This is a genomic window from Streptomyces sp. NPDC017056, assembly GCF_044332485.1.
Taxonomy (GTDB): Bacteria; Actinomycetota; Actinomycetes; order Streptomycetales; family Streptomycetaceae; genus Streptomyces.
In genome coordinates this window covers 544,804-571,034 of the sequence record NZ_JBIRPD010000001.1, presented here as the reverse complement: position 1 = coordinate 571,034, position 26,231 = coordinate 544,804, and the positions used below count along the sequence as shown (strand labels likewise).

Below are 26,231 nucleotides of genomic sequence, written 5' to 3'. Positions count from 1 at the left end.
GTCAGCTCAGCAGTCCTGTCCTGACCGGCTCGGCGGCCGGGTCCGCGTGCGGGTGGACGTGGTCGTGGCCCGGCAGGGCATGCTGGCCGGCCGCCTCGGGATTGGGGCCTCCCCTGCTCGAACGAAGCTGAGAGCTTGGGGAAGGGCCGTCGTGCACCACGCAGCCGTCGCGCAGCACCACCGCGCGGTCGATCAGCGGCTCCAGCGGGCCCAGCTCGTGCAGTACGAGCAGCACGGTGGCGCCCGCGGCGACCTGTGCCCGCAGCGTCTCGGCCAGCACTTCCTGGCTGGCCAGGTCCACGCCGGCCATCGGCTCGTCCATGATCAGCAGTTCGGGCCTGGCGACCAGCGCGCGGGCGATCAGCACCCGCTGGTGCTGGCCGCCGGAGAGCGCGTCGACGGAGTCCCTGGCGCGGTCCGCCATGCCGACCAGGTCCAGCGCCCGGTGGACGGCGTCCCGGTCGGCCTTGCCGGGCCACCGCAGCTTCGTACGGGAGAGCCGGCCGGACGCGACGATCTCGCGGACGGTGGCGGGGACGCCGCCCGCCGCCGTCGTGCGCTGCGGCACGTACCCGATGCGCGACCAGTCCTTGAAGTGGCGCTGCGGGGTGCCGAACAGCTCCAGCTCGCCGCTGGTCAGCGGCACCTGCCCGACCACCGCGCGGACGGCGGTGGACTTGCCGGAGCCGTTCGCGCCGAGCAGGGCCACCACCTCGCCGCGCCGTACGGTCAGGTCGACGCCGCGCAGTACGGTGCGTGCGCCGAGCGCCGCGCCCGCCGCGCGCAGCGATATGACCGTGTCCTGGTCCGTCATGCCCGGGTCCTCCCGTCGTGCCGTACGTGTTCGTCCCGCCGCTCGGCCCGCCGCGCCCGCGGCCGCGTCGCCCGCCCGGTCACTTGGCGCCGAGCGCCTTCTGCAGCGCCGCGAGGTTGGACTCCATGACCTGGACGTAGTCCTTGCCCCTGGACTTCTCGGTGATGCCCTCGATGGGGTCGAGCACGTCGGTCTTCACGCCGAGGTCCCTGGCGAGCGTCTTGGCCATCTCGGGGTTGGTGAGCGTCTCGAAGAAGACCGTGTCGACGCCGTGCTCCTTGGCGAGCTTCTGCAGCTCCTTCATGCGGCTGCCGCTGACGTCGCTCGCCTCGGGGTCGATGCCGTTGATGGCTTCCTCGGTCAGGCCGTAGCGCTCCGAGAGGTAGCCGAAGGCGGCGTGGGTGGTGATGAAGGTGTCCGACTTCTTGTTCTTGAGCCCGGCCGCGAACTTCTTGTCCAGGTCGTCGAGCTTCTTGACCACGTCGTCGGTGTTGCGGGCGTAGTCGGCCTGGTGGGCGGGGTCGGCTTCCGCGAACGCCTTGCCGACGCCCTTGGCGACCTGGGCGAACTTCACCGGGTCGAGCCAGATGTGCGGGTCGTTGCCGTCCGCCTCGTGGCCGTGGCCGTGGTCGTGGCCTTCGTGGTCGTCGCCCTCGTCGTGGCCGCCGACCTCGGCGCCGTGCTTCTTCAGCTGGGTGAGGGACGCCGCGTCGACGGTGTGCTCGACGCCGGCCTGCTCGACGGCCTGGTCGACGGCGGGCTGGACGCCCTTGAGGTAGAGGATCGCGTCCGCCTTGCCGAGATCGGCGGTCTGCCGGGGGGTGAGCTCCAGGTCGTGCGGCTCGGTGCCCGGCGAGGTCAGGTCCGTGACCTGTACGTGGTCCTTGCCGATCTCCTTGGCGAGGTACTCCATCGGGTAGAACGACGCCGTCACAGCGAGCTTGCCGCTCTTGTTGCCGCTGCCGGAGTCGGAGCAGGCGGACAGGGCCAACATGCCGAGGACGGAGGCTCCGGCTATGAGAGCGGTAGGTATGTGACGTCGTACGTTCATGACACTCATTTTCAACAAAAGTGGAAACGATTGTCAACAAGGGGTCTCACGGGCGGCTGCCGGGGAACCGATTTGATCCGGGGGGCAGGGCCGCCGGTAACCTGAGCTATTCGCCCGCCCGCCTCCCGACCACCACCCCCCCGAGGAGGCGCCAGGGCGCCGCTCCTATTAATCGTTCGTCGTCGCAATGAAGAGAGCACCGTGGCCGCCGACAAGATCGACACAATCGTCAGCCTGAGCAAGCGCCGTGGCTTCGTATACCCGTGCAGTGAGATCTACGGCGGCCAGCGCGCCGCCTGGGACTACGGTCCGCTCGGCGTCGAGCTCAAGGAGAACATCAAGCGCCAGTGGTGGCGCTCCATGGTCACCTCGCGCGACGACGTGGTCGGTATCGACTCGTCGGTGATCCTGGCCCCCGAGGTCTGGGAGGCCTCCGGCCACGTCGCGACGTTCACCGACCCGCTCACCGAGTGCACCGCCTGCCACAAGCGGTTCCGCGCGGACCACCTGGAAGAGGCGTACGAGGCCAAGCACGGCCGCCTCCCCGAGAACGGCCTGACCGACGTCAACTGCCCGAACTGCGGCAACAAGGGCCAGTTCACCGAGCCCAAGCAGTTCTCCGGCCTGCTCTCCACCCACCTCGGCCCCACCCAGGACAGCGGCTCCGTCGCGTACCTGCGCCCCGAGACCGCCCAGGGCATCTTCACCAACTTCGCCCAGGTCCAGCAGACCTCCCGCAAGAAGCCGCCCTTCGGCATCGCGCAGATGGGCAAGTCCTTCCGCAACGAGATCACGCCCGGCAACTTCATCTTCCGCACCCGCGAGTTCGAGCAGATGGAGATGGAGTTCTTCGTCAAGCCGGGCGAGGACGAGCAGTGGCAGGAGTACTGGATGGAGCAGCGGTACAACTGGTACCGCGACCTCGGCCTCCGCGAGGAGAACATCCGCTGGTACGAGCACCCCGCCGAGAAGCTCTCGCACTACTCCAAGCGCACCGCCGACATCGAGTACCGCTTCCAGTTCGGCGGCTCGGAGTGGGGCGAGCTGGAGGGCGTCGCCAACCGCACGGACTACGACCTGTCCTCGCACTCCAAGGCGTCCGGCCAGGACCTGTCGTACTTCGACCAGGAGGCCGGCGAGCGCTACACCCCGTACGTCATCGAGCCGGCGGCCGGTGTCGGCCGCGCGATGCTCGCCTTCATGCTCGACGCGTACAACGAGGACGAGGCCCCGAACGCCAAGGGCAAGATGGAGAAGCGCACCGTGCTGCGCCTCGACCCGCGCCTGTCGCCGGTCAAGGTCGCCGTCCTGCCGCTGTCCCGCAACCCGCAGCTCTCCCCGAAGGCCAAGGGCCTGGCGGCGGACCTGCGCAAGAACTGGAACATCGACTTCGACGACGCGGGCGCCATCGGCCGCCGCTACCGCCGCCAGGACGAGATCGGCACGCCGTTCTGCGTCACCGTCGACTTCGACACCCTGGACGACAACGCGGTCACCGTGCGCGAGCGCGACACGATGAAGCAGGAGCGGGTGTCGCTGGACCAGATCCAGTCGTACCTGGGCGGGCGTCTGCTGGGCTGCTGACCCTTCGCGGGGCGCCGCCGCACTGAAAAGACGGACACGGACGCCGGCCGGGCTGGTATCTTCCAGCCCGGCCGGCGTCCGTTTTCCGCGGTATTCGCGGCCCGTCACCGTCCCGCCCGTGCCGCGAGCGCCACACAAAGCACCGCCAGCGGCAGCTCCGCCCCGACCGCCATGGCCAGGGCGCCCGCCAGCTCGCTGCCCGGCCCGGCCGTCGCCACGTCGACGCACGCGTCGGCGGCCAGCAGTACCGCGGCCACCGCAGCGGCGACGCGGTGTCCGGGCTGCCCGCTCATCAGCCGGGCACCGGCAGTCAGCAGGCACGCCGCCTCGACCGCGTCCAGCGCCACCCAGGCCGCCGCCTCGGCGGGCGGCAGGGTCGACGCGAGGTAGCCCATCCACGGCAGCAGGGCCAGCCCGGCCCCCGTCAGCACCCGCCCCGCCCACGTACGGCGGCTCGCCGCCACGCTGAACGGGCGGGTCGCACAAGGCGGGACGAAGGCGATGAGCGCCATGAGTGAGCCTCTTCCGGGCCGATACGAACCCGTCCTTCGGGCTCATCCCGACTCTCGCGCCTCGGGAGGGCACAGTCAGTAACGCCCGTTGCCGACCTGGGGTGGCACCAGCTACACCCCCGATGCGGAAACTGGCGTGATGGCCGCCCGCCGCGCCCCTGAATACCGTTGGATCATGAACCTCCCGCCCCGGCTGCGCCGTGCGCTCGTACGGCTGCGCCGTGACCTTCTCTTCGCGGCCGCGGGATTGCTGCCGCACGGCGTCCCGCCGCTGTTGTTCTGCTGGGCCCTCTTTCATGTGGCGGACATCCTGGGCCCGGGGACCACGTTCGGGACCTTGGGGCTGCCGGTACCGGTGACGCTGCTCGTCCTCTCCGCCTACGGCCTGACCGAGGCCCAGCGGTGGCGTTTCCGGACGCTGTGCGGGATGGACCTGCCAAGGTTGCGCTTCCGTGAGGCCAAGCGGCAGTTCGCCTACAACTGGCTGATCGGACCGCTCTTCGGGGTGCTCGAACTGCTCCTGCTGGCGGTGCTCGCGGTGGCCCTGACGGCGGCCACCAGCCTGCTGTGGGTCGAGATGCTGGGGTGGCAGTGGCGGGTGAATCACATGGGGGTCTGGACCTGGGCCGGTTACGCCACGGTCGTCGGCCTGCTGATCCTGGCCGCCGTACCCGCCCTGGCCGGCGGCCTCGTACGGCTGGAGAACGTCGTCGCCCGCGCGGTGCTGTACGTCAGCCGCTCCGAAGAGCTGGAGCGGCGGGTCGAGGACCTGACCGCCAGCCGGGCCGGCGCGGTCGACGCCGCCGACGCCGAACGCCGCCGCATCGAACGCGACCTGCACGACGGCGCGCAGCAGCGGCTGGTCGCGCTCGCGCTGAACCTGGGGCTCGCCAAGGTCACGCTGGACCTGCCGCCCGAGGCCCGGCAGGTCGTCGACGAGGCCCACCGCCAGGCCAAGGAAGCCATCGAGGAGCTGAACAGCCTGGTGCGCGGCCTGCACCCGGCCGTGCTGGACGAACTCGGCCTGGACGCCGCGCTGTCGGGCCTGGCAGCCCGCGCGCCGCTGCCGGTACGGCTGCGCACGGACCTGCCGGAACGGGCCGCGCCCGCGGTCGAGGCGGTCGCCTACTTCGTCGTCTCCGAAGCCCTCAACAACGTCGCCAAGCACGCGGAGGCGACCAGGGCGGACGTGACCGTGACCCGGCTCGGGGAGATACTTCGGGTGGTCATCGCCGACGACGGGGTGGGCGGTGCCGATCCGTCCGGGGGGAGCGGTCTCAAGGGGCTCGCCCAGCGCGTGCGCTCCGTGGACGGGGCATTCCGGATGAGCAGCCCCGCCGGGGGCCCGACCATGATGACCGTGGAGTTGCCGTGCACGACCTGACGCCCGCCGTACGCCGCGCCGTGATCGCCGAGGACTCCGTCCTGCTGCGCATCGGGCTGGTGAAGGTCCTGGAGACGGCCGGGTTCGCGGTGGCCGCCGAAGTCGGCGACGCGGACGCGCTGGTGGCGGCGGTGGACGAGCACCGTCCCGAGATCGCCGTGGTGGACGTACGGATGCCGCCCGGCTTCACGGACGAGGGGGTGCGCGCGGCGCTGGAGATCCGGGAGCGGTGGCCGGACACGGCCGTACTGATGCTGTCGCAGTACGTGGAGGAACGGTACGCGGCGCATCTGCTGGCCTCGAACACCAGCGGCATCGGCTACCTGCTCAAGCAGCGGGTCGCGGACGTGGAGGAATTCATCGAGGCGCTGCGCAGGGTCGCCGGCGGCGGTACGGCACTGGACCCCCAGGTCGTGGCGCAGCTGCTCGTACGGCGGCAGAGCGACCCGCTGGAGCGGTTGACCGAACGCGAACGGGAAGTCCTGGCCCTGATGGCCGAGGGCCGCTCGAACGCGGGCATCGCGGGAGCGCTCGTGGTGAGCGAGTCCGCGGTGGCCAAACACATCAACAACATCCTGGCCAAGCTGGACCTCCCGAGGGCGGACGCGGATCACCGGCGGGTGCTGGCGGTGCTGCGGTTCTTGGGGGTTTGAGGGGGGTGGCGCCGACGGCGCCGGGCTCACGGGCGGAAAACGCGGGCACGCGCAGCTCCTCGCCGAACCTGGCCGACTCCCGCTCGGCGTAGCCGTCCTCGCCCGGCTCCCAGAACACGGTGGTCCGCTGCTCCTCCATGTCGGCCAGCAGATACACCGGCACACCGGCTTGCCCGTACGTCGCGAGCTTGTCCCCGTAGTCGTGGTGACGCGTCGCTGGGCAGGTCAGCTCGACGGCCAGGGAGAGCTCCCTGCCGTCGAGGTGGTACGCGTCCGTGTGGAACGCGCTCCTGTCGACGGCGTACATCTCCGGTTGCACGGCGCGCTCTTGCGCCGGGAAGGTGAAGAGGCAGGGGGTGCCCGTGAGGACGTGTCCGTCCGGAGCGAGTGGCGCCAGCTGCGATTCGATCGCCCGCATCGTGAGCAGGTAGTGGGGCGGCGGCCACGGCGACAGGACGATGCTTTCGCCCACGATCTCCGCCCGGTAGCCGTCGGGCACGTCGATGCTCAGGAGATCGCGGAGCAGTCTCCGGAACCGGGACGGGTCGGGTGGAACGTAGGTGGTCGGTGACCGTTCGAGCGTCAGTGGCATGATGCACCTTCCCCCGCTGGGTGATCGGAACGCCACTCAGCGTAAGGGGTGCCACTGGCAACGACGGCCGGTCCGTCAACTCCCCAACCCCCGCAACACCAGCCCCACCACCGCCTCCAGCGCCTCCTCGATTCCCGGCTTCGCCCACTCCGCCGCGTAACCCGGGTCGTGGAAGCGGCCGGTCGCGTCGAAGACGGCGCGGGCGAGGGTCGCCGAGTCGCCCGGCGCGAACGCGCCCTCTTCGATGCCGTCGAGGATGATCGCCGCCAGCTGGCCGGTCAGGTCGGCGACGTGTTGTTCCACGACGCCGCCGCTCTCGCCGACCAACGTCATGTAGGTCGCGAACAGTTCGGGGTCGTCGCCCGCCTTGTGCCGCTTCGCGGTGAACAGCGTGCGCACCCAGCGGCCCAGCCGCTCCGGTGCCGGGCCGTCCTCGGTGACGACGGCCTGCAACTGCCCGCTCGTGCGGTCCAGCCAGCGCTGCGTGACCGCCTCGCGCAGCGCCGTCTTCGTGCGGAAGTGGCGGTAGACGCTGCCGTGACTGACGCCCAGCGCGCGCGCCACGTCCACGACGGTCGCCTTGGCCGGGCCGTAGCGGCGCAGCACGTCCTCGGTGGCTTCGAGGATGCGTTCGGGGGTCAGTGTCTCGGCGGGAGGCATGGCGTGCGTAGGGGCCTTTCGGTCGGGGGCGCCGTGCGGGGCGTCCTGGTGCGGACGCGGGGGCGTCCTCCCACGGACCGTACCCGCACGGCCTCCGACTGTGCCCCTAAGGTCAGCGCTCGCTGTCCAGGAGGGCCATCTGCTGCGACGGGTAGCGGTCGCCGGCCGCTGCGCCCGCCGGGACGGCGAGCTCGATGGCCGCGAGGTCCGCGGCGTCCAGGGTGACGTCCAGCGCGCCCAGCGCCTCCGCCAGCCGGTCCCGGCGGCGGGCGCCGACCAGCGGCACGATGTCCTCGCCCTGGGCGAGCACCCAGGCGATGGCGGTCTGCGCGACCGTGACGCCCTTCTCCTCGGCGATCTTGCGGAGCGCGTCGGTCAGGTCGAGGTTGCGCTGGAGGTTCTCGCCCTGGAAGCGCGGGCTCGCCGCGCGGAAGTCGTCCGCCGCCAGCTTGCGGTCGCGCGCGAAGTGGCCGCCGAGCAGGCCGCGGGAGAGCACGCCGTACGCGGTGATGCCGATGCCCAGCTCGCGCGCGGTGGGCAGGATCTTCTCCTCGATGCCGCGGGAGACGAGCGCGTACTCGATCTGGAGGTCGGAGATCGGGGCGACGGCGGCGGCCCGGCGCAGGGTGTCCGCGCCCACTTCGGACAGGCCGATGTGCCGTACGTGACCGGCTTCGACCAGTTCGGCGATGGCGCCGACCGTCTCCTCGATCGGCACGTTCGGGTCGAGGCGGGCGAGCCGGTAGATGTCGATGTGGTCGGTACCCAGGCGCTGGAGTGAGTACGCGGCGAAGCTCTTCACCGCGGCGGGCCGGCCGTCGAACCCGATGAAGTCGCCTTCGACGGTGCGCTGGGCGCCGAACTTCACGCTGGTCAGCGCCTGCTCGCGGCGGGCTGCGGGCGCGGTGCGCAGCGCCTCGTTGATCAGCAGCTCGTTGTGGCCCATGCCGTAGAAGTCGCCGGTGTCCAGCAGGGTGACGCCGGCTTCGAGGGCGGCGTGGATGGTGGCGACGGATTCGGTGCGGTCGCCCGGATCGCCGTACAGGGCGGACATACCCATGCAGCCGAGGCCGAGGGCCGAGGTCTGCGGGCCTGTGGTGCCGAGGGTGCGGGTCTGCACGGGGTGCTCCTCAGGGGCGGAGGGGGTGGGTGGGAGGCCGCCGCGCGTCGCGGTGGACGCGGCACGCGCGGCGGCACCCCTCAACCATGACATGTGCGATGACAGATTTCAATATCTGTCATTCGCTACACCCTGCCCCTAAGCCGGCCCCGTGCCCTACCGCACCGCCCGCGGCAGCCGGAACGTCAGGCCCGCGTTCAGGACCGCCGTCGCCAGCTGCGCGAGGAGCGCGATGGCGAGGGCGTCCCGTACGCCGATGGACGGCAGCAGGGCGAGGAAGAGCGTGCCGAGGGTCGCGACGCCCAGGGCCAGGCCGGCCTGCTGGGTGGTGACCATGGCGCCGCCGCCCACGCCGGCCTGCGCCGCCGGCAGCTCGCTGAGCACGATCCGCAGCAGGACCGGCAGGACCAGGCCCTGGCCGACGCCGAGCACCGTCATGGCGCCCGCCATGGCCGGCGCGGACACGTCCGGCCACTGCGTACGGAAGACGAGTGCCAGCGCGAGCAGCCCGGCTGCCTGGATCAGCGAGCCGGTCAGCACCACCCGCCGTCCGAAGCGGGCCACCAGCCGCGGCCCGGCCAGCGAGGCGAAGAAGAAGGCCACGCACAGCGGCACGAGGGAGAGTCCGGCCGTCAGCGGCCCGTAGCGCAGTCCGTCCTGGAGGGCGACGGCCATCACGAACATGAAGCCGCCGAAGCCCAGCGAGAACGGCAGGAGCATGGTCAGGCCGCTGTGCACGGAGCGCAGGCGCAGCAGGGACGGCGGTACGAGCGGGGTGCGTCCGGTGCGTTCGGCGCGCCGTTCCACGGCGATGAACGCGGCGGCGGCGAACGGGAAGACCAGCGGCAGCAGCCACGACCACACCGGCCAGCCCGCCGCACGGCCTTCGGTCAGCGGCAGCAGCAGGCTGACCAGCGCGACGGCCAGTAGTACGGTGCCGGGGCCGTCGACCCGGGAGGGGTGCGGCGAGCGGGTCTCCGGCACGCTGCGCAGCGCGAGCAGCAGCGCGACCGCGGCGATCGGCACGTTCACCAGGAACACCGCGCGCCAGCCGGTCCCTGCCAGGTCGGCCGCGACCATCAGCCCGCCGAGCACCTGTCCGACGGCGCTGGCGACCCCGGCCGTGCCGCCGTACAGGCTGACCGCCTTGGCCCGCCGCGCGCCGGTGGTCGTGGCCTGGATGGTGGCCAGCACCTGCGGCAGCAGCAGCGCGGCCGCCGCGCCCTGGGCCACCCGTGCCGCGACCAGCGTCCAGGCGCCGGGCGCCAGCCCGCAGGCGAGCGAGGTGAGCCCGAAGGCGGTCAGCCCCCACAGGTACAGGCGCCGCCGGCCGAACATGTCGCCGAGCCGGCCGCCGACGACGAGGAAGACCGCGTACGCGACGCCGTAGCCCGCGACGACCATCTCCAGCAGGGCCGGGCCCGCGCGCAGGTCGCGGTCGATGGTCGGCAGCGCGACGTTGACGATGAAGAAGTCGATCATCGGCAGGGCGGCGCCGAGCAGCACGGTGACCAGGCCGAGCGTGCTCAGCAGCGGAGAGGCCGGGCGGTGCGGGGCGGACACGGGGGTCCGCGCGGGGACGGTTCGTACGTGGGTATCGCTCACGAGTACGACGATCGTCGTACATGCAGAGGGGTACCAGAGTGTCTTTATCCTGGTATCGGCGCTACCTGGCAACCGGCTGAGCGCTCCGGCATCCTGGGATCATGACCGCCACCATGCCGGAGAGAACAGGGCCCGCGCGGACCGACAGCGACGTCAGGCGCGGCGAGCTGGCCGCCTTCCTGCGCAGCCGCCGCGAGCGGATCAGCCCGGAGCAGGTCGGCCTGCCGCGGGGCACCCGCCGCCGTACGCCGGGCCTGCGCCGTGAGGAGGTCGCCCACCTCTCGGCGGTCGGTGTCACGTGGTACACGTGGCTTGAGCAGGCGAGGGACATCAAGGTCTCTCCCCAGGTGCTGGACGCCGTGGCCCGCGCGCTCCAGATGGACCGGGCCGAGCGCGGCCACCTCTTCGCGCTGGCCGGCGTGACCGACCCCGTGCGGGGCAACGAGTGCACGGGCGTGTCACCGGCGATGCGACAGATGCTCGACCGGCTCACGCCGTTCCCCGCCGCCGTCCAGAACAGCCGGTTCGACCTCCTCGCCTACAACAGCACCTACGGGCGGCTGCTGTGCGACCTGGACGCGCTGCCCGAAGAGGACCGCAACTGCCTGTGGCTGGCGTTCACCAACGAGGAATGGCGGGCGAGCCTGGTGGACCTGGACAAGACGCTGCGCGTGATGGCCGCCAAGTTCCGCGCCTCCATGGCGGGCCGTGTCGCCGAGCCGCCCTGGAAGGCGATGGTGGCGCGGCTGGAGGCGGCCTCCCCTGAGTTCCGCGAGATTTGGGCGCGCCAGGAGGTCGTACGGCCGGTGAGCCACTCCAAGCTCTACCGCCAGCGGCACGTCGGCCTGCTGCGGCTGTCCTCCACCAACCTGTACACCGGCCCTGGCCACGGGCCCAAGATGATCACCTACACGCCCGACGACGAGGCGACGCGCGATAAGCTGGAACAGCTTCAGGAAGTGATCCGCGCGGCCGGCTGACCGCCGGGCCCCTGCGGCGGGGCCTGGTCCCGCGCGGACTCCAGGCGTTCCGCGGCGCGGCGCGCGGTGCCCCGCGCCCAGCGGCCGGTGGTCAGGGCGCCCAGCAGCAGGACGGCCGCGCCGCAGCCCGCGATGATCCACCAGGCGGGGCGGCTCGCCTCGACGAAGGTGCTGCCGGTGGCGGCGGCGCGGGTCCCGCCGGCGAGTACGGCCCCGATCACCGCGACGCCCAGCGACTGGCCCACCTGCCGGCTGGTGGAGGCGATCGCCGCGGCCACGCCCGCCTGCGTACGGGGCATCCCGGAGACCGCGGTGTTGGTGATGGGCGCGTTGACCAGGCCGAAGCCGATGCCGAAGAGCACGTACCCGGTGAACAGCAGGGCGGTGTCCGACTCCGCCTCGAAGGCCGCGAAGAGCACGCCGCTGGTCCCCATCGCCAGCCCCGCAAGCAGCAGCGGCAGGCGGGGGCCCGTGGAGCCGACGAGCCGCCCGGACAGCGGCGCGAACACCAGCGTCATCCCGGCCATCGGCAGCATGTAGAGGCCCGCTTCCAGCGCCGACAGGCCACGGACGTCCTGGAGGTAGAGCGTGTTGACGAAGAGGAAGCCGCCGAGCGCGGCGAACGCGCAGACCGCCACGACGGTGGCGCCGCTGAACGGCGCGCTGCGGAAGAACCGCAGGTCGATCAGTGGTTCGGTGCGGCGCCGCTCGTATAGCAGCAGCCCGGCGAGCGCGGTGGCGGCCGCCGCGGCGAAGCCGAGGATCAGCGGCGAGGTCCAGCCGGCCGCCGGCGCCTCGATGATTGCGTACGTCAGCGCCCCGAGCAGCAGGATCACCAGCAGCTGCCCGAGCGGATCGACCCGGCGCGGGTGCGGGGCGCGCGACTCCGGCACGTAGCGCACGGTCAGGAACAGCGCGAGCGCCCCGATGGGAACGTTGATCCAGAAGATCGCCCGCCAGTCGACGGACTGCACCAGCAGCCCGCCGACGATCGGCCCGGCCGCCATGCTGATGCCGACGACGCCGCCCCACACCCCGATCGCGCGGGCCCGCTCCCGCGGTTCCGTGAAGGTGTTGGTGATGATCGACATGGCGACGGGGTTGAGCATCGAGCCGCCGACGGCCTGCACCATGCGGAACGCCACCAGGCACTCCAGGTTCGGCGCCAGGCTGCACAGCAGCGAGCCGAGCGCGAAGACCACCAGGCCCGCCTGGAAGACGCGGCGCCGGCCGAGCCGGTCGGCGGTGGAGCCGGCCAGCATCAGCAGCGCGGCGAGGACCAGGGTGTAGGCGTCGATCGTCCACTGCATGCCGGAGACCGTGGTGTTCAGGTCCTTCTGCATGGAGGGCAGCGCGACGTTCAGGACGGTGTTGTCGAGGCTGACGATCAGCAGGCTCATGCAGCAGATCGTCAGGACGAGCAGTCGCCGCCGGTGGCTCGGCTCAGGCATAGATGAACGCTACAACGAACGGCGGCGGACGGCTCCGGCGAGGCGCCCGCCCGGGTGCGCGACCAGGGGACCTGCGGCTCCGGCGAGGCGCCCGCCCGCGTACGCGTCCAGGGGGGACCTACGGCTCTGGCGTGGCCGCCGCGCGGGTGCGCGACAATGGGAGGTCGCTCGTCCGCCCGACCTTCCGAAGGAACCCGCTCCTCATGACTCAGCTGCAGATCGGCCCGCACGCGGTGCAGCCGCCCGTGGTCCTCGCGCCGATGGCCGGGATCACCAATGCCCCCTTCCGGACCCTGTGCCGGGAGTTCTCCGGCGGCAAGGGCCTCTTCGTCAGCGAGATGATCACGACGCGGGCGCTGGTCGAGCGCAACGAGAAGACCATGCAGCTGATCCACTTCGACGAGACGGAGAAGCCGCGCTCCATCCAGCTCTACGGCGTCGACCCCGACACCGTCGGCAAGGCCGTCCGCATGATCGCCGAAGAGGACCTGGCCGACCACATCGACCTGAACTTCGGCTGCCCGGTGCCGAAGGTGACCCGCAAGGGCGGCGGCTCGGCCCTCCCGTACAAGCGGCACCTGCTGCGCTCCATCCTGCGCGAGGCGGTCTCCAACGCAGGCGAGCTGCCGGTGACGATGAAGATGCGCAAGGGCATCGACGACGACCACATCACCTACCTCGACGCGGGCCGGATCGCGGTCGAGGAGGGCGTCACGGCCATCGCGCTGCACGGCCGCACCGCCGCCCAGCACTACGGCGGCACCGCCGACTGGGAGGCCATCGCGCGCCTCAAGGAGGCCGTGCCGGAGATCCCGGTGCTCGGCAACGGGGACATCTGGTCGGCGGAGGACGCGCTGCGGATGGTGCGCGAGACCGGCTGTGACGGCGTCGTCGTGGGGCGCGGGTGCCTGGGGCGGCCGTGGCTGTTCGGCGATCTGGTGGCGGCGTTCGAGGGGACCGGTACGTACGCACGGCCCACCTTCAAGGAGGTCGCGGCCGTCATGCTGCGGCACGCCACGCTGCTGGGGGAGTGGCTGGGGGACGAGGCGCGGGGCGTCATCGACTTCCGCAAGCACGTCGCCTGGTACACGAAGGGCTTCGCGATCGGCTCCGAGTCGCGAAAGAAGCTGGCAATCGCCTCGTCGCTGGACGAACTGGACGCTCTGATGAGCGAGCTGGACCTTGACCAGCCCTGGCCCGCGGGCGCGGACGGACCGCGCGGCCGCACATCTGGCCGGAACCGGGTGGTTCTGCCCGACGGCTGGCTGGACGACCCGTACGACCGTACGGGTGTCACGGCCGACGCGGAACTGGACACTTCGGGCGGCTGAGGCGCTCGCCGGGTCCGGTTCCGGGTCCGGATCCGGGTCCGCATGGCGGGACCCGGGCGGGCGGAAGGGCGTGATTCTCGCCACCCTTGATAGGGGGTGCGCTCAGATGAGCGGTTCGCGGGGGAGTGCACCTTCCAAACGGTGGCACTGGGTGCCACCACTCCCGCGTTCGCATGATCAAGCGAAGTTCGCGGTGAGTGACCGGTCGCCGCGCTTTCCCTCGCCCTGAGCGACGCTGCCTTCAAAACTTGAACGCGCCGTTCCGGCCGCCGTGACTTTCGATCTGCTGGCGGACGACCGGTTACGGGCGTATGTCGACCGAGTGGACGTACCCAGACACCTTCGATCTGGGTATGTTCCTCGCCGTCAGGGCAGCCCGTCGGCGAGGAGACAGTCCCGTGCCGGAAACACAAGATCCCCACGTAACCCCGTCCGAGCCTTCGAAGTTCGTCTACGACTTCACCGAGGGCAACAAGGACCTCAAGGACCTGCTCGGCGGCAAGGGCGCCAACCTCGCCGAGATGACCAACCTGGGGCTTCCCGTTCCGCCGGGGTTCACCATCACCACCGAGGCGTGCAAGGTCTACCTCGACAGCGGCCAAGAGCCCGCGGCACTGCGTGCCGAGGTGTCCGAGCACCTCGAAGCGCTCGAAGCGACGATGGGCAAGAAGCTCGGCCAGGCCGACGACCCTTTGCTCGTATCGGTGCGTTCCGGGGCGAAGTTCTCGATGCCCGGCATGATGGACACCGTGCTGAACATCGGCCTGTCCGACGCGTCGGTTTCCGGCCTCGCCGCCCAGGCCGGCGACGAGCGCTTCGCGTGGGACTCCTACCGCCGCCTCATCCAGATGTTCGGCAAGACCGTGCTTGGCGTGGACGGCGACCTCTTCGAGGAGGCGCTTGAGGAGGCCAAGCAGGCCAAGGGCGTACGCGTCGACGTCGACCTGGACGCGGCCGACCTCAAGAACCTGGTCGGGCAGTTCAAGGACATCGTCGCCAAGGAGACCGGCCGGGACTTCCCGCAGGAGCCCCGCGAGCAGATGGACCTCGCCGTCCGCGCGGTCTTCGACTCGTGGAACACCGACCGCGCCAAGCTCTACCGCCGCCAGGAGCGCATCCCCGGCGACCTCGGCACCGCCGTCAACGTCTGCTCCATGGTCTTCGGCAACCTCGGCCCCGACTCCGGCACCGGCGTCGCCTTCACCCGCGACCCCGCCAGCGGCCAGCAGGGCGTCTACGGCGACTACCTCCAGAACGCGCAGGGCGAGGACGTCGTCGCGGGCATCCGCAACACCGTGCCGCTCGCCGACCTCGAAGGCATCGACAAGCCGTCCTACGACGAGCTGATGCAGATCATGGAAACGCTCGAAACGCACTACAAGGACCTGTGCGACATCGAGTTCACCATCGAGCGCGGCAAGCTGTGGATGCTCCAGACCCGCGTCGGCAAGCGCACCGCCGGCGCCGCCTTCCGCATCGCCACCCAGCTCGTCGACCAGGGCCTGATCGACGAGGCCGAGGCGCTCCAGCGGGTCAACGGCGCGCAGCTCGCCCAGCTGATGTTCCCGCGCTTCGACGAGAACGCGAAGACGCAGCAGATCGGCCGGGCCATCGCCGCCTCGCCCGGCGCCGCCGTCGGCAAGGCCGTCTTCGACTCGTACACCGCGGTCAAGTGGTCCCGCTCCGGCGAGAAGGTCATCCTCATCCGCCGTGAGACCAACCCCGACGACCTCAACGGCATGATCGCCGCCGAGGGCATCCTGACCTCGCGCGGCGGCAAGACCTCGCATGCCGCCGTCGTCGCCCGCGGCATGGGCAAGACCTGCGTCTGCGGCGCCGAGGAGCTGGAGGTCGACACCAAGCGCCGGTGCATGACCGCGCCCGGCGGCATCGTCGTCGAAGAGGGCGACCTGATCTCCATCGACGGCTCCTCCGGCAAGGTCTACCTCGGCGAGGTGCCGGTCGTGCCGTCCCCGGTCGTCGAGTACTTCGAGGGCCGCATGCACGCCGGCGCCGACGACGCCGACGAGCTGGTCAAGGCCGTGCACCGGATCATGGCGTACGCGGACCGGGTGCGCCGGCTGCGCGTACGGGCCAACGCCGACAACGCCGAGGACGCCGCCCGCGCCCGCCGCTTCGGCGCCCAGGGCATCGGCCTGTGCCGCACCGAGCACATGTTCCTCGGCGAGCGCCGCGAGATGGTCGAGCGCCTGATCCTCGCCGACACCGACGCCGACCGCGAAGCCGCCCTCGGCGGCCTGCTGCCCCTCCAGAAGGCCGACTTCGTCGAGCTGTTCGAGGCCATGGACGGCCTGCCGGTGACGGTCCGCCTCCTGGATCCGCCGCTGCACGAGTTCCTGCCCGACATCACCGAACTGTCCGTACGCGTCGCCCTCGCCGAGTCCCGCAAGGACGCCAACGAGAACGACCTGCGCCTCCTCCAGGCCGTGCACAAGCTGCACGAGCAGAACCCGATGCTGGGCCTGCGCGGCGTCCGCCTCGGCCTGGTCATCCCCGGCCTTTTCGCCATGCAGGTACGGGCCATCGCGGAGGCAGCGGCCGAGCGCAAGAACGCCGCCAAGGGTGACCCGCGCGCCGAGATCATGATCCCGCTGGTCGGCACCGTCCAGGAGCTGGAGATCGTCCGCGAGGAGGCCGAGCAGGTCATCGCCGAGGTCGAGCAGGCCCGCGGCGTGGACCTCAAGCTCACCCTCGGCACGATGATCGAGCTGCCCCGCGCCGCGCTGACCGCCGGCCAGATCGCCGAGTCCGCCGACTTCTTCTCCTTCGGCACCAACGACCTGACGCAGACGGTCTGGGGCTTCAGCCGCGACGACGTCGAGGCCAGCTTCTTCACCGCCTACCTGGAGAAGGGCATCTTCGGCGTCAGCCCGTTCGAGACCATCGACAAGGACGGCGTCGGTTCGCTGGTCCGCAGCGCCGCGGAAGCCGGCCGCGCCACCCGCCCCGACCTCAAGCTGGGCGTCTGCGGCGAGCACGGCGGCGACCCTGAGTCGGTGCACTTCTTCCACGAGGTGGGCCTGGACTACGTCTCCTGCTCCCCGTTCCGCATCCCGGTGGCCCGCCTGGAAGCGGGCCGCGCGGCAGCGGAATCCCTGGGCAGCGACAGCCGCTGACGCGGCAACGCCCCACGCACCAACCGGAGTTGGCGTCGGAACAACCAACCCTCACCCTGACGCCGGCTCCGGAACCCGACGAGGGCGGCACCTGTGCGGAGGTGCCGCCCTCGCTTTTCTCCGGACTCCCCCCTCGGGAGCTGCCGTCAGCCATGTCGGCCTGGTTGACGGCCTTCCACGGCAAATGCTGAGCGGTCGGTTTTTGCCTCGTCACCCCCCACGGGATCGAGCAATCCGTTCCATTCGCACTGCCGTCGAATTGAGTAACAGCTTTCCGGGATCGCGGTGTTGGCGCGACCCCTTTCAACTCTGGCCAAAAGAACGTGGTGACAGGCTGTGTCTGCGTGCATACTCAGATGGCCGGGGGTCGACTAGGGAGCATGGTGGGGGTTCGGTGCTACGCGTCCATTTCAGTGGACCGGATCTGGCCCGGGTGCGCATAGCCGCGCGGCCTGACGTGCTGTGGGAGACCGTTTTAAGTTTTCACCGACTGCGCGACCGGCGGCCGGGGCCGGCCTTCGGTAAATGGCGCTCCGAAGCCCGATGCCGGTTGAACGGTGAAACACGACTGTTGGCGCCGCTCGTTCCGACGCGAGGCTATTTTCCGGATTTCCTGACGCCGCCGGAGGGGCTGCTCGGCATCGACGAAGGGCTCGAAGCGCTCCGCGCAACCCCGCCCGCGCGACTGCACGCCGAACTTTCCAGGCTGCCGGCCACCCGGCCGTTGCCCTCGTGGTTACGGGAGCTGAGCGAGGGCGATTCCGCCGCGCTCGGGCGGCTCACCGGGGCGCTGCGGAGCTATTACGAGAACGCGGTCGAGCCGTACTGGCCGCGCCTCCAGGCCCGCATAGAAGCGGACCGCGCCGCCCGTGGCCGCGCGCTGGTGGACGGCGGCGCCGACCAGCTGCTCGCCTCGCTCCCGCCGTCCATGCGCTGGCTGCCGCCCGTCCTGGAAGTGGACTACCCGGTGGACCGGGACTTCTTCCTGGACGGACGGGGGCTGCTCCTGCTGCCGTCCTACTTCTGCCGCCGGGCCCCCGTCACTCTCTACAACCCGGACCTCACGCCCGTGCTCGTCTACCCCGTCGACCACCCGGTGTCCCGCCCTGCACCCCCGGTGCCGCCCGCCCACTCCCTGGGCAAGCTCGTCGGGCGTACCCGCTCGGCGATCCTGCACGGTGTGGGCGGCGGCTGCACGACGAGCGAGCTGGCGCGGCGCGTCGACGTCTCGCTGGCCTCGGCCAGCCAGCATGCGACGGTGCTGCGTGATGCCGGCCTGCTGCTGACGCTGCGTCACGGCAGTGCCGTGCTGCATACGTTGACGCCGCTGGGGGCGGCGCTGCTGCGGGGCGGCCCCGAGGTGGACGTCCGGGGGGTGGATACCCGGGGGCTGGAGATCCGCGGGTTGGAGGCCCGGGAGGTGGACGCTTAGGGAGCGGCTGCCGGAGGTGCGCAGGAACGTTCCGGCGGCGCTGCTGGGGCGGGGCGCTGCCGGGGCAGGGCACTCTCCGGCCGGCGGCGCCCCTCGGTCAGTACGGACGGTCGCCCGTGACGGCCACCCGCTCGGCCACCCGGCGCTGCGCGCCGTAGTCGTTGACCGCGTAGTGCTGGGTGGCGCGGTTGTCCCAGAAGGCGACGTCGCCCGCCTGCCAGCGGAACCGCACCTGGTACTCCGGCACGTGCGCCTGCTGGAACAGGAGCCGCAGCAGCCGGTCGCTCTCCGCCCGCTCCATGCCCACGATGCGCGTGGTGAACGAGGTGTTGACGAACAGCATCCGGCGGCCGGTCTCCGGGTGCCGCCGCACGACCGGGTGCTCCACCGGCGGGAACCGGTCCTGGAACGGCGCCAGCCGCTCGGCGGAGTAGAAACGGGCGAAGCCCGGCAGGAAGTCGTGGACGGCGGTGGCCCCGTCGATACGGTTCCGTACGTCCTGCGGCAGGTTGTCGTACGCGGCCGCCATGTCCGCCCACATGGTGTCGCCGCCGAACGCCGGCACCTCGCGCAGCTGCAACACGGCACCCATCGCCGGGCGTTCGCGGAAGGTGACGTCCGCGTGCCAGACGTTCTCGAAGGTGGACACGGCGCTGCGGTCGAACCGGACCACGTCCTCGGCGTCGCCCGTCGCCAGCAGCGGGTTGGTCTCCAGCTCGCCCCAGTTGCGGGCGAAAGCGCGCTGCGCGGCGGAGGTGAGGTGCTGGCCCCTGAAGAAGAGCACCTTCCACTCCAGCAGCGCACGGTTCAACTCCTCGCGCAGGGCGGCGTCCAGAGGGCGGGACAGGTCGAGGCCGCGGATCTCCGCGCCGATGGTGGCCGCTTGCGGGACGACCGTGAAGCGCTCGTACGGGCGGTCCTCCCAGCCCTCGGGGGTGCGGCGCAGGACGCGGTGGCCCTCGTACAGGCCGTCGGCGGGGATGCGGTGGCCGCGGAGCGCGGGGGCGGCGGGAGCGGGAGCGGGGGCGGGGGTGACGGAGTCGGCTGCGGCCGGCAACGGGTCCTCCTGACAGGGCGCGGAACGAGGAGTGCGGCGGGAACGAGGAGTGCGGCAGGGGTGCCGCGGGTGCGGGTGCGCCGAGCGCGCAGGGACGCCGCCTGCGGCGTGCGCGGTGGGCGGGGCGCCGCTTCTCGGCAGGGCTCGGAGCCCGGGGATCACCGACAGCGGTGGAAAGCGGCGGCCGGGGGAGACCCCACCCGGCCGCGGCGGCGCAGAAACGTCATGCCGCGGGGCGCGCACTCGCCGTGGGGGCCGCGGTGCAGCGGCTCCGTCTCACGGAAGATCGAGTACGTGGTCATGGCTCGCACCGTACCTCATGTCCGCGGCACGGGGAACGGGCGCCGGCCCGCCCCCGGCCCGGCCTCGGTTCGCCCCGGCCCGCCTCAGCCCAGTTTCTTGAACAGGTACACGTCCGCGTGGCCGCCCGGCATGCCCGGCACGCGCCCCACCTCGGTGTATCCCTGGCGCTGGTAGAAACCCGGCGCCTGGAAGGTGTACGAGGACACCGTGGAGCGGTCGCAGCCACGCCGTACCGCCTCCTCCTCGGCGGCCCGCAGCAGCTTCGCGCCCCAGCCCTCCGCGCGGCGGTCCTCGCGGACCCACAGCAGATGAATCTCGCAGAGCCCGCCCCAGGTCCAGGCGCTCAGGCCGCCGACCAGCTCGCCGTCCTCGTCCGTCACCCGCACCGAGAACTCGGCGTGCTCGGCGCCGTCCGTGGCGGCGGCGTTGAAGGCGTCGAGCTCGTCCTCCAGGCGCTTGACCAGCTTGGGATCCTGCTCGCCGACCGTGAGAGCCGGCCCCCGGACCGGCGTTTCCGCATCGCTCATGGCCGAGTATCCCCATACGTCCCCGGTGTACCGCCACCCGATTTCCATACAGCCGTACCGCCGTACCGCCGTACCGCCGCGCAGGACTGTACGTACGGCTGGGGCTCCGTGGACTTTTGGTGGCCGGGCGTTCCGGGGAGTCTTCCTTGTCCGTGGTCGTCACGGCCGCCTGACCGCCCACGAGCAGCAGGAGTCGCGATGCCCCGAAGCCCGCGCCGTGCCGGACGCGTTGCCGCGGCGGTAGCCGTACTGGCCGCCCTCGGCACGCCCACCGCCACGGCGAACACCGTCTCCGCCACCGCCCCCGTACGAAAACCCCACTACGTCGCGCTCGGCGACTCCTCGGCCGCCGGTCCGCTGATCCCCGCCCAGACGAGCCTGACGTGCCTGCGCTCCAACCGGAACTGGCCGACGGCCGCCGCCGCGCGCCTCGGAGCCGAACTCACCGACGTCACGTGCAGCGGCGCCAAAACGGCCGATCTGACCGGGCGACGGCTCGTCCTCGTACCGCCCCAGTTCGACGCTCTGCGGACGGACACGGACCTGGTCACCCTGGCCATCGGCGCCAACGACATCAGCCTGGGCACCGCCCTGCCGTCCTGCGTCCGGCCGCTACCGCAGGCGGTGGCCCCGGGCCGGACGTGCGAAGCCGCCTACACGGCAGGCGGCCGGGACCGGCTGGCCGAGCGGATCACCCGGACGGCGCCCAAGATCGCCGCCGCACTCCGGCAGATCCACCGCCGTTCCCCGCACGCGAAGGTGTACGTCGTCTCGTACGGCACCTACTTCCAGCCGGGTGGCTGCTGGCCGAAGGAACCCATCTGGCCCGGCGACGCCGACTACCTCCAGAACACCTTCGACCGCCTGCACACCATGCTCGCCGGGCAGGCCGCGGCGGGCGGCGCGGACTTTGTCGACATCCGTACGCCCAGCGCCCGGCACGGCGTCTGCGCCGCGAAGGGCGAGAAGTGGATGGAAGGGCTGCTGCCGACCTCGACGGCCGCCCCGTACCACCCGAACGGCACCGGCATGGCGCACGCGGGCGCGACGGTGGCCGATGCCATCGGCTCGCCTTAGGGTCTCCGGTCCCGCTCAGTCGTCGATCCCCGACCGCTCCACCCCCGCCACGATGTAGCGCTGCAACAGCACGAACACCACCACCAGCGGCGCGATCGAGATCGCCGCGGCCGTGAACAGCTCGTGCAGGTTGAGGTTCTGCGCCGTGGTGAAGGTGGAGAGCGCCACCTGCACCGTCCAGGATTCCTTGTCCTGGCCGATGACCAGCGGCCACAGGAACGCGTTCCACGCGCCGATGAACACGATGGTGCCGACGGCGGCGAAGACGGGCCGCGAGTTGGGCACCACGACCCGCCAGTACGTACGCCAGTACCCGAGCCCGTCCACCCGCGCCGCGTCCTCCAGCTCCCGCGGGAAGCCCAGGAAGTACTGGCGGAATATGAAGCAGGCGAAGGCGCTGAACAGCGTCGGGACGATCAGCCCGCGCAGGGTGGAGATCCAGCCGAGCGACGAGACGAGCACGAAACTGGGCACGAACGTGACCGCCGCCGGGACCATGAGCGTGCCGAGGACGGCGTAGAAGACGGCGTTCGCGTGGCGGTACGGGATGCGGGCCAGCCCGTACCCGGCCAGCGACGCCAGCAGCACCGTGCCCACCGTCGTGGAGACCGCGATCAGCGTGGAGTTTTGCAGCGCCCGCGCCAGCGGCAGGTTCGGATCGTCGAACACCTCGGTGAGATTCGACCACTGGACATCGCGGGGGAAGAACGTCCAGTCGGGTGCGGTGATGTCCTGTTCGGTGGCCAGCCCGTTGCGCACGAGCAGGTAGAACGGGATGAGGAACAGCACGGCGAGGACGGCGAGGAGCACCGCACGCAGCGCGCGCCCGGCCCGTACGCGAGAGTCACCCCGGCTGCCCGGCTGTTGTGTGTACCTGGTCGTCATCGCTCAGTCCTCCTTTCGCCCGAGGCCGAACCAGCGGGCCTGCACGACGGTCGCCACGGCGATGATCAGCGCCAGGATCACCGCGCCCGCGCTGCCCAGGCCGAGGTTCTGCTCCTGCCCGAGTGCGGTGTAGTAGAGGTAGACCAGCGGCGGGCGCGCGTACGGCGGGTAGCCGCGCGCGTCGGACATCAGGTTGTAGAACTCGTCGAACGCCTGGAACGCGTTGATCACCAGCAGCAGTACGACGGCGACCGACGTAGCGCGCAGCTGCGGCAGTGTGATGTACCGCAGCGTCTGCCAGCCGGGCCGCGCGCCGTCCACCGCGGCCGCCTCGTACAGGCGGGGCGAGATCCGTTGCAGACCGGCCAGGAACAGGATCATGTAGAAACCTGCCTGCAACCACAGCCGGACGGTCACGATCACCAGCCAGTACCAGGGCGGGTCGGTCGTGGACAGCCAGGCGGTCTGGTCGGCGCCGAACCACCCCAGCACGGTGTTGGCGAGCCCGAACCGCACCCCGTTGAAGATCGACAACTTCCAGACCAGGGCGGCGACCACGTACGAGCAGGCCGTCGGCAGGAAGAAGACCGAGCGGAAGAACGCCTGGGCGAACCGCAGCCGGTTGACCATGAGCGCCAGGGCGAGCGAGAGGACGTACGTGGCCGGCACGATGAAGGCCGTGAACAGCGCGAAGGTGCCCAGGCTGCTCACGAAGGCACGGTCGCCCAGCATCGCCGCGTAGTTGTCCAGCCCGACGAAGTCCGTCGGGGTGACCGTGTTGTGCGCGTCGAAGAAGCTGAGGTAGGCGCTCCAGGCCAGCGGCACGTACGTGAACAGGGCCAGACCGGCGGCGAACGGGCCCACGAAGGCCCAGAACCACAGATTCCGGTTCTGCGGCCCCCGAATCCGCCCGAGCAGTCCGCCGGCCCGCGCGCCCGCACCCGTACTCCACGTACCCCTGCGCGTGCCCGCCCGCCCGGTGGTCACTTACCGGCCCGCTGCAACTCGGCCTCGACCTTGCGCACCACGGCCTTCAACTCGCTCTCCGGGTTCGCGCCGCCCTTGATGATGCGGTTCAGCGCGTCCTGGTAGGCGGTGCTGCTCGGCGTCGTCCAGAGCAGCGGCTCGGCGTTGCCGTACCGGGTGGCGTACGCGACCGCGTCGGCCGCCGCACCCTCCTGGAGCTGCTTCGCCTTCTTGGCGAGCGAGGTACGGGCCGGGATGTGGAAGCCGTACGAGAGCGCGAAGTCCTCCTGCTTGTCGGTCCCGTCCACCCACAGCCACTTCACGTACGCCTTGGCCGCGTCCCGGTGCTTGCCGCGGGCGCTGACCGCCGCGCCGTACGCGCCCACCGGCACGGCCGGCCTGCCGGCCCCGTCCTTCGGGAACGGCAGCACCCCGAAGTCGTCCCCCAGGGCCTTCTTGACCTGCGGCAGCGCCCACAGCCCCGACCACTGCATGGCGGTCAGCCCCTGCACGAAGGCCGCCGGATCGGACCAGTCCGTCGGCGCCCCCAGCAGCAACGATTCATCGGCGTACAGCTGCCGGATCTTCGCGATCACGCGGGCGGCGGCCGGATCGTCGAACCCGACCTTCCCGTCCTCGGTGATCAGGCTCAGCCCCGCGGCGTACAGCGGCGTACCGCCCAGCACGGCGGCCCCACCGTCGTTCCCCAGGAACAGCCCCTTGACCTTGTCGCCCTTGAACCGTGCGGTCAGCTCCTTGGCCGCGTCGACCAACTCATCCACCGTGCGCGGCGGTTCCACCCCCGCCCGCTTCAACATGCTCTTCCTGTAGTAGAGCAACTGCGTGTCGATGGCCTGCGGCACCGCCCAGATCTTGTCCCGCCAGATCTTCGGATTGAGCACCGCCTGGTTGAAGTCGTCCTTGACGGCCTCGATCTCCGCGGTCAGATCGACGACCTGGCCGCCCTTCAACTGCTCCAGCTTCGGCCCGTTGACCTCGAAGACGTCGGGCCCCGAATCCGTCAGCAGCGCGGCGGCCGTCTGCCGGTCGTAATCGCCGGGCCGCCACTGCACGGTCACCCGCGCCTTGTCGTACGCGGCGGCGTACCGCTTCACGGCCTGCTCGGCACCCGGCTCCCCGTACTGGTGATACCACTGGCTCAGCGCCGGCCCCGAACCCTTGCCGTTGCGGCCGGTGTTGGCACCGCAGGCCGCCAGTACGGCGGCGAGCGCCACGCCACCGGCGGCGCCGAGCACCTGCCGCCTCCCGACCCCGGCGCCCCTGCCCATGCCTCTGTCGCTGCCGCGTGTCATGCCGATCGCCCCCTGCGTAGCCCGTCGCGCGTCGCGCGTGGTCGTCGTACGGCTGCCGTGCGGCTCCGATGATCGTCGATCACCGCTCGCCACGGGCGCCTACTTTGCCGCACCGGCGTGAAGAACGCATTGCACCTCCACGAAACCGGCCGGTGAGGACGCCCGTAGGGGTGAGCGTTGTGGATGGTCTTGGTGTTCCCGCGCGTTCCCGCGTGTTCCCGCGCCCGGGGCGATTGTCAGACCCCTCGTGCATGATTTCCGTACGAGCCGCCCGACTTACCCGCTTCCCGAGGAGACGCCCATGATCATCGTGTCCGGCCAGCTCCACGTCGCCCCCGACGCCCGTGCCGCGTACCTGACCGCCTGCGACCCCATAGCCGAACAGGCGAGAGCCGCCCCCGGCTGCCTGGACTACGCCCTGTCGGCGGACCGCCTCGATCCCGGCCGGATCAACGTGTACGAACGCTGGGAGTCCGACGCCCACCTCCAGGTGTTCCGCGGCAACGGCCCGGCTCCCGAACAGGTGACGGCGATCCTCGACGCGGAGGTGCGGAAGTACCGGATATCCGGCGTGGAGGCGCCCTAGCCTGAGCACGCCCCCGGCCGCAGCGTGGCGAGAAAGTCCGTCCACGCGGCGCCGCCGACATGGAGGGTGGGGCCGTCCGCGCGCTTGGAGTCGCGTATGGCGATGAGGTGGGGGTGGTTGGTGGCCACTTCGACGCACTCGCGTTCTTCGTTGCTGTAGCTGGACTTGTGGAACGTGTACGGGGGCATGGCTCACAGTTCTTTACTGAGGCTGGTGATGAACGCCAGAGACCCTTCGGCGGTGAGGGCGTTGCGTTCGATGTTCTCGAACATGGTGCCGTACACGCCGGCCTCTTGGCCTCCTTCGCGCCACAGCTCGTTGTGGGGGATCTCCATGTAGACGATGTCCATGGCGCCGGGTTCGGCGAACGAGAGGATGTTGAAGGCGCAGCCCATGCCCGGTTGGGTGCCGGCGCTGAACGGGAGAACCCGCACGTTCACGTTCGGTCGCTGTGCCATGGTTGCCAGGTGTTCCAGCTGTCTGCGCATCGTGTCGCGGCCTCCGGTGAGCGTCCTGAGCGCGGCCTCGAAAACCACGGCATGGAGGGTGAGCGGGGACTCGCCCATGAGCCGCTGTTGGCGCGCCACCCTGGCGCTGACGAAGCTGTCCTCCGGGTTCAACGCGCGCACGTAGTCCGGGCTTTGGAGGAGGCCGGGGACGAAGGCCAGTTGCCACGCCTTGACTGTCGTGGCGGCGTTCTCCAGGGCGACGTACTCCTGCATCGCGCCGATGCCGGGAAATTCCGTCCACCACCCTTTGGCCTTGCGGCGCTCGCGGTCGATGCGGGCCAGTTCGAGGAGGCCGCCGACCGTGCGAGGATCCCGCACGCCGTATAGGTCGCACAGTGCCCGGATGTCCGGGTCACGGATGGGAACCCAGCCACGCTCCAGCTTGGCGACCTTCGCCGTGGAGGCGCTGAGGACCTGGGCGGCCTGGGGCTGGGTCAACCCTGCGGCTGTGCGGAGAGCGAGAAGTTCACCGCCGAGTCTGCGCCCCAGAACGGTCGACGTGCTGTTGCTCTGTGTGGCCTGACCTGCTGTCACCTGGCGACTCCTCTGCGTGATGCGGCCAGTGTGCTGGGTCGGGGCGGGCAGCGGCAACCTCGTTCGGTGGATATTTCCCGGTGAAAGGTTGAGTGGATCTCGGAAGGGCGAATACGGTCCGTAGTGAATCGCTCGCGCAGCGGCTTTCGCAGGGTGCGCGTCGCTCGT

At 71.0% G+C, this 26,231-nt stretch carries 25 protein-coding genes; 9 read left to right on the top strand and 16 right to left on the bottom strand.

Annotated elements, in window-relative coordinates; translation table 11 throughout:
- Position 1: 1 nt before the first annotated feature.
- A complete protein-coding gene (locus ACH4OW_RS02665; RefSeq protein ID WP_398024360.1) occupies positions 2–814 on the bottom strand; it encodes a metal ABC transporter ATP-binding protein in 813 nt (270 codons plus the stop codon).
- Positions 815–893: 79 nt separating this feature from the next.
- A complete protein-coding gene (locus ACH4OW_RS02660) occupies positions 894–1,865 on the bottom strand; it encodes a metal ABC transporter substrate-binding protein (protein ID WP_398024359.1) in 972 nt (323 codons plus the stop codon).
- Between the two features lie 201 nt (positions 1,866–2,066).
- On the opposite strand from ACH4OW_RS02660, the gene ACH4OW_RS02655 reads away from it, so the two are divergent.
- A complete protein-coding gene (locus ACH4OW_RS02655; RefSeq protein WP_360122232.1) occupies positions 2,067–3,449 on the top strand; it encodes a glycine--tRNA ligase in 1,383 nt (460 codons plus the stop codon).
- 104 nt (positions 3,450–3,553) lie between these two features.
- Here ACH4OW_RS02655 and ACH4OW_RS02650 read toward each other — a convergent pair whose 3' ends face one another.
- Positions 3,554–3,961 carry a hypothetical protein gene (locus tag ACH4OW_RS02650; RefSeq protein ID WP_360122229.1) on the bottom strand — a complete coding sequence of 136 codons (408 nt, stop codon included), beginning with the start codon at positions 3,959–3,961 and terminating at the stop codon, positions 3,554–3,556.
- A 175-nt stretch (positions 3,962–4,136) separates the two neighbouring features.
- Between ACH4OW_RS02650 and ACH4OW_RS02645 the strand changes: the two genes are divergently transcribed.
- Positions 4,137–5,345, top strand: coding sequence for a sensor histidine kinase (locus ACH4OW_RS02645; protein ID WP_398024357.1), 1,209 nt, complete (start codon positions 4,137–4,139; stop codon positions 5,343–5,345).
- A gap of 20 nt (positions 5,346–5,365) precedes the next feature.
- The gene (locus ACH4OW_RS02640; protein WP_360123249.1) at positions 5,366–5,998 is read left to right on the top strand and encodes a response regulator transcription factor; all 633 of its coding nucleotides are present in this window, start codon (positions 5,366–5,368) and stop codon (positions 5,996–5,998) included.
- On the opposite strand, the gene ACH4OW_RS02635 is transcribed toward ACH4OW_RS02640, so the two are convergent.
- From ACH4OW_RS02635 to ACH4OW_RS02620, 4 genes are all read right to left on the bottom strand, one after another.
- Entirely contained in the window at positions 5,910–6,590 is a 681-nt protein-coding gene (locus ACH4OW_RS02635; protein ID WP_398024355.1) for a Uma2 family endonuclease, read from the bottom strand. The two genes, ACH4OW_RS02640 and ACH4OW_RS02635, sit on opposite strands and share 89 nt — an antisense overlap.
- Before the next feature lie 75 nt (positions 6,591–6,665).
- A complete protein-coding gene (locus ACH4OW_RS02630; RefSeq protein ID WP_398024353.1) occupies positions 6,666–7,250 on the bottom strand; it encodes a TetR family transcriptional regulator in 585 nt (194 codons plus the stop codon).
- Positions 7,251–7,362: 112 nt separating this feature from the next.
- Positions 7,363–8,370, bottom strand: coding sequence for an aldo/keto reductase (locus ACH4OW_RS02625; RefSeq protein ID WP_398024352.1), 1,008 nt, complete (start codon positions 8,368–8,370; stop codon positions 7,363–7,365).
- Positions 8,371–8,526: 156 nt separating this feature from the next.
- Positions 8,527–9,975: an MFS transporter gene (locus ACH4OW_RS02620; protein WP_398024351.1), complete on the bottom strand. Its 1,449-nt coding sequence runs from the start codon at positions 9,973–9,975 to the stop codon at positions 8,527–8,529.
- Positions 9,976–10,076: 101 nt separating this feature from the next.
- Between ACH4OW_RS02620 and ACH4OW_RS02615 the strand changes: the two genes are divergently transcribed.
- Entirely contained in the window at positions 10,077–10,955 is an 879-nt protein-coding gene (locus ACH4OW_RS02615; RefSeq protein ID WP_398024349.1) for a helix-turn-helix transcriptional regulator, read from the top strand.
- Here the strand turns inward: ACH4OW_RS02615 and ACH4OW_RS02610 are convergent.
- Positions 10,928–12,406, bottom strand: coding sequence for an MFS transporter (locus ACH4OW_RS02610; protein ID WP_398024348.1), 1,479 nt, complete (start codon positions 12,404–12,406; stop codon positions 10,928–10,930). The genes ACH4OW_RS02615 and ACH4OW_RS02610 overlap by 28 nt on opposite strands.
- A gap of 203 nt (positions 12,407–12,609) precedes the next feature.
- On the opposite strand from ACH4OW_RS02610, the gene dusB reads away from it, so the two are divergent.
- The 3 genes from dusB to ACH4OW_RS02595 all read left to right on the top strand — a co-directional run bounded on the left by dusB (position 12,610) and on the right by ACH4OW_RS02595 (position 18,306).
- Positions 12,610–13,737 carry a tRNA dihydrouridine synthase DusB gene (dusB, locus tag ACH4OW_RS02605; protein ID WP_398024346.1) on the top strand — a complete coding sequence of 376 codons (1,128 nt, stop codon included), beginning with the start codon at positions 12,610–12,612 and terminating at the stop codon, positions 13,735–13,737.
- A gap of 353 nt (positions 13,738–14,090) precedes the next feature.
- The gene (ppdK, locus tag ACH4OW_RS02600; RefSeq protein WP_398024344.1) at positions 14,091–16,874 is read left to right on the top strand and encodes a pyruvate, phosphate dikinase; all 2,784 of its coding nucleotides are present in this window, start codon (positions 14,091–14,093) and stop codon (positions 16,872–16,874) included.
- A 394-nt stretch (positions 16,875–17,268) separates the two neighbouring features.
- Entirely contained in the window at positions 17,269–18,306 is a 1,038-nt protein-coding gene (locus ACH4OW_RS02595) for a winged helix-turn-helix domain-containing protein (RefSeq protein WP_360122199.1), read from the top strand.
- A 97-nt stretch (positions 18,307–18,403) separates the two neighbouring features.
- On the opposite strand, the gene ACH4OW_RS02590 is transcribed toward ACH4OW_RS02595, so the two are convergent.
- The 3 genes from ACH4OW_RS02590 to ACH4OW_RS02580 all read right to left on the bottom strand — a co-directional run bounded on the left by ACH4OW_RS02590 (position 18,404) and on the right by ACH4OW_RS02580 (position 20,193).
- The gene (locus ACH4OW_RS02590; RefSeq protein ID WP_360122196.1) at positions 18,404–19,363 is read right to left on the bottom strand and encodes a TauD/TfdA family dioxygenase; all 960 of its coding nucleotides are present in this window, start codon (positions 19,361–19,363) and stop codon (positions 18,404–18,406) included.
- 158 nt (positions 19,364–19,521) lie between these two features.
- Positions 19,522–19,665 carry a hypothetical protein gene (locus tag ACH4OW_RS02585; protein WP_360122193.1) on the bottom strand — a complete coding sequence of 48 codons (144 nt, stop codon included), beginning with the start codon at positions 19,663–19,665 and terminating at the stop codon, positions 19,522–19,524.
- A gap of 84 nt (positions 19,666–19,749) precedes the next feature.
- Positions 19,750–20,193, bottom strand: a complete 444-nt coding sequence (locus tag ACH4OW_RS02580) for a GNAT family N-acetyltransferase (RefSeq protein WP_360122190.1) — start codon at positions 20,191–20,193, stop codon at positions 19,750–19,752.
- 198 nt (positions 20,194–20,391) lie between these two features.
- On the opposite strand from ACH4OW_RS02580, the gene ACH4OW_RS02575 reads away from it, so the two are divergent.
- Entirely contained in the window at positions 20,392–21,270 is an 879-nt protein-coding gene (locus ACH4OW_RS02575) for an SGNH/GDSL hydrolase family protein (protein ID WP_398024342.1), read from the top strand.
- A 15-nt stretch (positions 21,271–21,285) separates the two neighbouring features.
- Here the strand turns inward: ACH4OW_RS02575 and ACH4OW_RS02570 are convergent, their stop codons facing one another.
- The 3 genes from ACH4OW_RS02570 to ACH4OW_RS02560 all read right to left on the bottom strand — a co-directional run bounded on the left by ACH4OW_RS02570 (position 21,286) and on the right by ACH4OW_RS02560 (position 24,434).
- Positions 21,286–22,155 carry a carbohydrate ABC transporter permease gene (locus ACH4OW_RS02570; RefSeq protein WP_398024340.1) on the bottom strand — a complete coding sequence of 290 codons (870 nt, stop codon included), beginning with the start codon at positions 22,153–22,155 and terminating at the stop codon, positions 21,286–21,288.
- A gap of 3 nt (positions 22,156–22,158) precedes the next feature.
- Positions 22,159–23,073 (bottom strand): sugar ABC transporter permease, encoded by a 915-nt coding sequence (locus tag ACH4OW_RS02565; RefSeq protein WP_360123246.1) that lies wholly within the window; start codon positions 23,071–23,073, stop codon positions 22,159–22,161.
- A 65-nt stretch (positions 23,074–23,138) separates the two neighbouring features.
- Positions 23,139–24,434: an ABC transporter substrate-binding protein gene (locus ACH4OW_RS02560; RefSeq protein ID WP_398024337.1), complete on the bottom strand. Its 1,296-nt coding sequence runs from the start codon at positions 24,432–24,434 to the stop codon at positions 23,139–23,141.
- Between the two features lie 301 nt (positions 24,435–24,735).
- Between ACH4OW_RS02560 and ACH4OW_RS02555 the strand changes: the two genes are divergently transcribed.
- Entirely contained in the window at positions 24,736–25,020 is a 285-nt protein-coding gene (locus tag ACH4OW_RS02555) for an antibiotic biosynthesis monooxygenase family protein (RefSeq protein ID WP_360122178.1), read from the top strand.
- Here ACH4OW_RS02555 and ACH4OW_RS02550 read toward each other — a convergent pair.
- Complete coding sequence (locus ACH4OW_RS02550; RefSeq protein WP_398024335.1) at positions 25,017–25,208, bottom strand: DUF397 domain-containing protein; 192 nt, start codon at positions 25,206–25,208, stop codon at positions 25,017–25,019. The two genes, ACH4OW_RS02555 and ACH4OW_RS02550, sit on opposite strands and share 4 nt — an antisense overlap.
- A 3-nt stretch (positions 25,209–25,211) precedes the next feature.
- A complete protein-coding gene (locus ACH4OW_RS02545; protein ID WP_398024333.1) occupies positions 25,212–26,063 on the bottom strand; it encodes a helix-turn-helix domain-containing protein in 852 nt (283 codons plus the stop codon).
- Positions 26,064–26,231 lie beyond the last annotated feature (168 nt).